The organism is Winogradskyella sp., from assembly GCF_025210595.1.
Classification (GTDB): domain Bacteria; phylum Bacteroidota; class Bacteroidia; order Flavobacteriales; family Flavobacteriaceae; genus Winogradskyella.
Genome location: NZ_JAOARH010000142.1, coordinates 1 through 5,553 on the forward strand (window position 1 = coordinate 1; position 5,553 = coordinate 5,553).

General features: G+C 31.9%; 7 protein-coding genes. 2 read left to right on the forward strand and 5 right to left on the reverse strand.

Annotation, left to right across the window (positions count from 1 at the left end):
* Nucleotides 1-70: 70 nt before the first annotated feature.
* On the reverse strand, nucleotides 71-394 hold the full coding sequence (locus N4A42_RS13725) for a YtxH domain-containing protein (protein WP_294075137.1): 324 nt from the start codon (nucleotides 392-394) through the stop codon (nucleotides 71-73).
* 158 nt (nucleotides 395-552) lie between these two features.
* Nucleotides 553-1,554, reverse strand: a complete 1,002-nt coding sequence (locus tag N4A42_RS13730; RefSeq protein ID WP_294075140.1) for a YhdH/YhfP family quinone oxidoreductase — start codon at nucleotides 1,552-1,554, stop codon at nucleotides 553-555.
* 137 nt (nucleotides 1,555-1,691) lie between these two features.
* On the opposite strand from N4A42_RS13730, the gene N4A42_RS13735 reads away from it, so the two are divergent.
* Nucleotides 1,692-2,018: a helix-turn-helix domain-containing protein gene (locus tag N4A42_RS13735; RefSeq protein ID WP_294075143.1), complete on the forward strand. Its 327-nt coding sequence runs from the start codon at nucleotides 1,692-1,694 to the stop codon at nucleotides 2,016-2,018.
* Nucleotides 2,019-2,059: 41 nt separating this feature from the next.
* Here the strand turns inward: N4A42_RS13735 and N4A42_RS13740 are convergent, their stop codons facing one another.
* Nucleotides 2,060-2,698 (reverse strand): YiiX/YebB-like N1pC/P60 family cysteine hydrolase, encoded by a 639-nt coding sequence (locus N4A42_RS13740; RefSeq protein WP_294075145.1) that lies wholly within the window; start codon nucleotides 2,696-2,698, stop codon nucleotides 2,060-2,062.
* Nucleotides 2,699-3,065: 367 nt separating this feature from the next.
* Between N4A42_RS13740 and N4A42_RS13745 the strand changes: the two genes are divergently transcribed.
* Nucleotides 3,066-3,425, forward strand: coding sequence for a hypothetical protein (locus N4A42_RS13745; protein ID WP_294075147.1), 360 nt, complete (start codon nucleotides 3,066-3,068; stop codon nucleotides 3,423-3,425).
* Here the strand turns inward: N4A42_RS13745 and N4A42_RS13750 are convergent.
* Together N4A42_RS13750 and N4A42_RS13755 are read right to left on the reverse strand one after the other, a co-directional pair.
* A complete protein-coding gene (locus N4A42_RS13750; RefSeq protein ID WP_294075150.1) occupies nucleotides 3,418-4,365 on the reverse strand; it encodes a nitronate monooxygenase in 948 nt (315 codons plus the stop codon). The genes N4A42_RS13745 and N4A42_RS13750 overlap by 8 nt on opposite strands.
* A 159-nt stretch (nucleotides 4,366-4,524) precedes the next feature.
* Nucleotides 4,525-5,553: class I SAM-dependent rRNA methyltransferase (locus N4A42_RS13755; RefSeq protein ID WP_294075152.1), on the reverse strand; the 1,029-nt coding region annotated here is incomplete at its 5' end.

Genomic DNA, 5,553 nt, shown 5'->3' on the forward strand with positions numbered 1-5,553 from the left:
TTAACTTCAACGGTTTAATATAATCTATTGATGACTGTCAATCTATTTAGGATGACTTAAAATTATATATCTAACTTGTTTGCTGTAATGTTTTATTCTTTTCTTTTAAAACAGCCAATTGTTTTTCTAAAAAGGTAATGGCTTCCTCTGTTTTATAACTGGCTTTAGAAGCAAAGTCTTTCATATCTTTTTTAAACTTGTCTTTACCAGACTTTGCGGCTTTAGATAAATCATCTTTTACTTCTGTAAAATCATCTATAATTTGATCTTTTATCTCTTTACCTTCTTTTTTAAGATGATCTCTTGTTACACTACCTTTATCTGGTGCTAACAATACACCTGCAGCTGCACCAATTAAAGCTCCTAGCACTAACGCTCCTTTATACTGAATCATAATTTTCCTTTTTTAGTTAAACCTCGTTTTACTTATTGGTAGCAAAACCTTGTGTTTTGTTACAAACAAATTCAGTGCCAATTATTTAAGACCAAAACTCATTTATGTTTTAAGTTAGATTTCTATAAAAATTCAATCAATAATTCTGATGCTATTAATTACTCAACTATAGTTAAAACTGTTCTTCCTTTTAACTTGCCATTAAGTATTAATTCTATTTTTTTAGGCAAGTCTTCAAAATTAATAGTATTACAAGTATTGTCTAATTGATTTGGTTTCCATTCATCAGCAAGTTTATTCCAAACTTTTACTCTATAATTCATTGGATAATTCTGAGAATCAATTCCAACAAGGGTAACACCTCTAAGAATAAAAGGAAAAACTGTAAGATTCATTTTTGGCGATGCCACATTTCCGCAACATGTTACAGTACCCATAGCATTAGTAGATTTAATTATATTCTCTAGAATTACGCCACCAACAGTATCAATTGCACCAGCAAACAGAGGTTTTAATAATGGTCTGTTATCAAAATTCTCAATATCGTTTCGTAATAATATTTCTTTTGCGCCAAGGTTTAATAAATACTCTCGTTCTGTTTCTTTTCCTGTTATAGCTACAACCGAATATCCTAGCTTACTTAATATTGAAACACTTAATGCACCAACACCGCCAGTTGCACCAGAAACTACTATTTTACCGTCTTCTGGTTTTACTAACTCTGTCAATCTTAATATAGACATACCAGCAGTTAATCCTGCTGTTCCATATATCATAGCTTCCTTCATTGTAAGCTTTTCAGGCAATTTCACTGCCCAAGCCGCAGGAACTTGAATATATTCTGCAAATCCGCCATCTGTATTCATTCCTAAATCGTAACTAGTAACAATTACTTTATCTCCAACAGAAAATGCAGCACTATCTGTTTTTTCTATTGTTCCTACGGCATCAATACCAGGTGTATGAGGATAATTTCTAGTTACACCTTTATTACCTGAAGCTGATAACGCATCTTTATAATTTAATGAGCTATAGTGTACTTTTACTAAAATCTCATTATTACTTAAAGTTTTAAAACTCATCTCTTTAATAGAACTTGAAAAAACACCATCCTTCTCTTCTACTCTAAATGCCTTAAATGTTGAATTATTCTGCGTCATGATTTGCTTATTTATTTTAATTACTTTTGTACAAATGTCTGCATAAATACAATACTAATCAACAACTTACATTTTGTTACCCTACGAACATTTATTTCTGTTTTTAGTATTTTAAAGGCTTTGAGGAAAGAAAAAAAATGAAAAAAAGTTATTGCCCAATTGACACGTTCATAAATTCTATTAAAGGAAAAAGAAAAGGCACTATTATTCTACACCTTTTTCAGGGAGATAAAAGATACAATGAATTAGTTAAGTTATTAACCGATATTAGCGAGCGAATGCTAACCAAACAACTTAAAGAATTAGAAGCTGATGGATTAATTAAAAGAACTGTTTTTCCTGAAGTACCTCCAAAAGTAGTTTATAGCTTAACAGATCTTGGTAGAGACATTCACCCAATCCTTAAAGGTATGTTTAAAGGTGGTATCCTTTTTGAAAAAAGTATTGAAGATTCTCAGAGTTAAGCTATTAAAATCTTGTTTCAATAAACTAACTCTAACCTTTTCTATTGCAATGTTTTTATAAACAACAACTTATCATTACTAGCCATACCATTAGGATTACAACCCAATTTACCTTCAGGTATATCAATATTCAAATCTTTATAATGTGTTACCCAACCTTCATGAAAGGCATTCGTTTCTGGATCCTTAAAGGTCATAGGTTCTAACTTAAAAATAGAATCTTCTTTAAACAATTCATAAATATACTCAGAACAGTAATAACCTTCATCTTCTAAAATATAGGTTGTGTTATAAGACTCACCTATAAGAGCTTTGGCTTTAGATATCGCTTGTTCTACATGCACTTTAGAGATTTCTTTAATTCTATATAAATCTACACTATAGATTGATGAATCTTTAGGTTTTAGAAACAATTCTAAAGGTTCTTTAACCACACCTTTACCAAAATCTGAATGGTATACATAAACCTTACCTTCTTCTACACTACAAATTCCAATATGCGTATAGTTAGTCGCTTTTGTGGTTTGTGTCACCTCATTAATAGCTTCAGAGAGATCACTTTGTGTAGCGCCTCTAAAGACAATATCACCAGATGTAATAGTATTTGCTTTTGAACAAGCCATTACTAGAGATAAAACCATAAGTAGCATTACGCCTGTATTAATAAAACGTTTAGTCATAAGAATAATTCTATAAAGCTAAATTAGCTTAAAAAACGGAATTCATTTATAAACTAATTATTGTTTTCTTAATAAAGAATAACCTGTTGTGTATTTTGATAGAATTCGTCATTTCGAGTGGGTTTTTCTCGATTGAAATGAGAAAAATTTGTATCGAGAAATAGAATTTCTACTATTAAAATGGTTCTCGATACAATTTTTGATGCCTCAAAATTACTCCAACTGACGTAAAATCATATTTTCTACTCAAAATGCATAACGGGTTAAAGAATAGCAACCCTTTATCGTATAATCTGAAGCCCAAACGAGAATATTTAAGTATTACAAATTAAAACCATTACATTTCTGCCAACCAACCATTTTAATTATGAGAACTATACTTATACTCGTAACACTTTTTTGCTTAAACCTAAGTACTGCGCAAGTTACCTTAGAAGACGATGGTTTGCATTTTGTTGTTGGTGCTGCCATATCTGGCGCTACCTATACTTATGTGTACTCTAAAACTCAAAATAAATCTAAAGCGTTTTGGTATAGCTTTGGATTGTCGTCTTTAGCTGGCTTTTCTAAAGAGTTTTATGATGGTAATATTATTTCTGGCAAGTTTGATAACAGCGAGTTTATTTCAACCATGTTAGGCGGACTTACAGCGAGTTATACTTTTAAGATCTTTACTGGTAAACGTAAGAAGAAAAAGCAAGAAGAAAAATTAGATTCCTTTAATTAATTAGTTTATCTACAATATCTTTTACTGGTAATATTGCTTTAGTATGTTCTATACTTGGTCCTGCAACCCAAACTGTTTTATAAGTTGCTTTTTTAGCGGCTTTCTCTGTAGCCTTCATACCAATTGAAAAACGGATCATCTTTACCCATTTTTTAAGCTTTCGGTTTTTGTTGAGTAAGTTTTCAATCCAAGTAGATTTGGTTCCTATTTTCTGAACATAAGGAGTATTAATTACTGTACATGGTGTGCCTGAAATACGTTCTGTCATTACAATATCTTTAGCTCCATAATCTACACAGGCTTGTTTATACTCATTGGTAACACCTGCTTCAACTGAAGCGATAAAAGGACTTCCAACTGAAACTCCTGAAGCACCATAGCTCAACATTTTATCAATATCTGCTTTGCAGCCTACTCCTCCAGCAGAAATTACAGGAATAGATAGTTCTTTGTTTAATAAACTTGTGAGTTCTTCTGGTGACATATTACCTCTGTGACCACCAGCTTCATTATTTACTGCAATGGCTGCATCTGCTCCTAAGTCTTCCACCTTCTTTGCAAACTTTAAATCCGTAACATCACAAAACACTTTAATGCCTACAGCATGTGCCTGACGAATTGTTTCTTCTGGACTTCCTAACGACGTGATAATAAAATCGCAACCTTCTTGGCATAACACCTCGAGCTGACCTTTGTACTTTATGTTAGATTTATTAACTATAAGATTGAAACCAAACGAACCGCCTTCAACTTTATTAGCTTTTAATTCTTTTATAGCTGCTCTTAACTCATCTAATGTTCTATAATTTAATGCAGGTATACAACCTGCAATACCAGCTTTCATGGCTTCTGTAACCATAGCCACATTAGACACCAAAAACATTGGAGCTTGTATAATAGGATATTTAATATTAAGTAATTCGGTTAGTTTTGTTTGCATGTCCACTTCCCACTAAAGTGGGAATCTTATTAGTTCAACTTCGTTTTAATAGTAACAAATATAATAAAATATATTATGCATGCATAACAATTGTTTTATCTGAAATTTGTATGTATTTCAGGGTTTTAAGTCGATGGATTGTGAATGATATATTCTCAATTAATCTAAAAATCGATAATAACTACATTTTAAATATGCCCCTTCTGGGAAAGTAACCGGATGGTCTATATCGTGTTTGGTTTTAAGTATGGTCTCAAAACCTCTAGATTGCTGATTTAAAACCTGATGATTTAAATCGGAAAAAGATTGTGCTGTCACTCTAGATGAGCACGACGCCAAAACTAAAAGCCCTTGCTTTGCTACAAGTTGCACTCCCAACTCTGCTAATTGTTTATACTTCTTTTTGGCTAATTCAATTTCAGATTGCTGCTTGGCAAAACTTGGTGGATCTATAACAACTACATCGAATTTCTTTTTTCGTTTAATGAGGGCTTTCATTTCCTGAAAAGCATCTCCCGAAATGGTTTTATGAATTCCGGAATAGTCGTTTAATTTACCATTTTCTACTGCAATTTCTAAAGCTTGTTTACTAATATCTAAGCTGGTTACTTCTGTTGCACCATTTGCTAAGGCATGTACCGAAAAACCACCAGCATAAGAAAATACATCTAACACTGTTTTACCCTTACTCAGCTCACCTACTCGTCTTCTATTATCTCTATGATCTAAAAAGTAGCCAGGTTTATGTCCTTTTATAACATTAGCCGAAAACTTAACTCCATGCTCTACAAACTTTACAACTTCATTTTTTAGAATACCATAAACGACATCACCATCTTTTAAGTTATGGTTAGGACTATTTTTAAGATTTCGACTTAACCTTATCACTATGGTTTTTGCATTAGAAATCTTCTGAAGACTTTCCAAAATATCTTTTATAAAAGGTAACCATATTTCAGAATATAATTTAACCACTAAAACAGTATCATAGACATCTGCAATTAAGCCTGGAAAACCATCGTTTTCACCAAACAATAGTCTATAACTATTTGTGTTAGTTGTTAAAAGTTCTTCTCGTTTCTGATAAGCAATTTCTATTTTTTGTTGAAAAAAATCAGAATTAATTACAGCTTTAGTTTCTGCATTGTGAATGATTTTAATTCGAATAGGCGAATTAGCATCATACAA

Excerpts from the sequence above, each read along its gene's own strand:
- N4A42_RS13725 (WP_294075137.1), bottom strand. The coding sequence starts at position 394 with ATGATTCAGTATAAAGGAGCGTTAGTGCTAGGAGCTTTAATTGGTGCA.
- N4A42_RS13730 (WP_294075140.1), bottom strand. The coding sequence starts at position 1,554 with ATGACGCAGAATAATTCAACATTTAAGGCATTTAGAGTAGAAGAGAAG.
- N4A42_RS13735 (WP_294075143.1), top strand. The coding sequence starts at position 1,692 with ATGAAAAAAAGTTATTGCCCAATTGACACGTTCATAAATTCTATTAAA.
- N4A42_RS13740 (WP_294075145.1), bottom strand. The coding sequence starts at position 2,698 with ATGACTAAACGTTTTATTAATACAGGCGTAATGCTACTTATGGTTTTA.
- N4A42_RS13745 (WP_294075147.1), top strand. The coding sequence starts at position 3,066 with ATGAGAACTATACTTATACTCGTAACACTTTTTTGCTTAAACCTAAGT.
- N4A42_RS13750 (WP_294075150.1), bottom strand. The coding sequence starts at position 4,365 with ATGCAAACAAAACTAACCGAATTACTTAATATTAAATATCCTATTATA.